Annotated in this window: 2 protein-coding genes; one reads left to right on the top strand and one right to left on the bottom strand. The window is 63.7% G+C overall.

Annotated features, from left to right (window positions below):
* Window positions 1–331 (bottom strand): nucleoside-diphosphate kinase (gene ndk / locus CEK66_RS20270; protein WP_152238076.1); only part of this gene is annotated, 331 nt, incomplete at its 3' end.
* A gap of 214 nt (window positions 332–545) precedes the next feature.
* Between ndk and CEK66_RS20265 the strand changes: the two genes are divergently transcribed.
* Window positions 546–801: TetR family transcriptional regulator (locus tag CEK66_RS20265; protein WP_152238075.1), on the top strand; the 256-nt coding region annotated here is incomplete at its 3' end.

Here is an 801-nt window from a genome sequence, read left to right as displayed (position 1 = left end):
TCGAATCGGCGAAGTCGGCGCGGATGGTGCCCGGCGCGGCGTCCTTCGGGTTGGTGGCGCCCAGCAGGTCGCGGTGCGCGGCCACGGCGTTCTCGCCTTCCAGCGCCTGGATCATCACCGGGCCGGAGATCATGAACTCGACCAGCGCGTTGAAGAACGGACGCTCGCGGTGCACGGCGTAGAAGCCCTCGGCCTCGCGGCGCGACAGCTGCTTGTACTTGGCGGCCACGACCTTCAGGCCGGCCTTCTCGAAGCGCGAGTAGATTTCGCCGATGACGTTCTTGGCGACGGCATCGGGCTTGATGATGGACAGGGTGCGCTCCAGCGCCATGGGAAGTTCTCCGTTGGGCGGGCCACTGAAGGCCCGAGGTTAACATGAAAAAAACCCGCGTCAAAACGCGGGCTTAGCCAGAATTGCGATGGACAATTCTATCCAATCGGCGCCGGCTTTGCACGGCCAGGCTGAATCGTGCTGCAAAGCAGCATGACGCACTCACCGCCCGGGCCTAGACTCAAACAATCGTTTGATTGATTCTGGCGGCCGCATGGCAAAGCAAGCGCACTTCTCGACCAAGGACCGCATCCTCAGTGCGGCCGAGGAACTGTTCGCGCAACACGGCTTTTCCGGCACCTCGCTGCGCCAGGTCACCAGCCAGGCCGACGTCAACATCGCCGCGGTGAACTACCACTTCGGGTCCAAGGAAAACCTGGTCAACGAGGTGTTCCGGCGGCGCATGGACGAAATGACCGCCGCGCGCATGGCGCAGCTGGAAACCGCGCAACGGCAGCATCCCGGCCAGC

This window comes from Xanthomonas sp. LMG 12460, assembly GCF_009192895.1.
GTDB lineage: Bacteria > Pseudomonadota > Gammaproteobacteria > Xanthomonadales > Xanthomonadaceae > Xanthomonas_A > Xanthomonas_A sontii.
The sequence above is the reverse complement of the archived record's forward strand: the minus strand, read 5'-3'. Positions and strand labels throughout refer to the sequence as shown.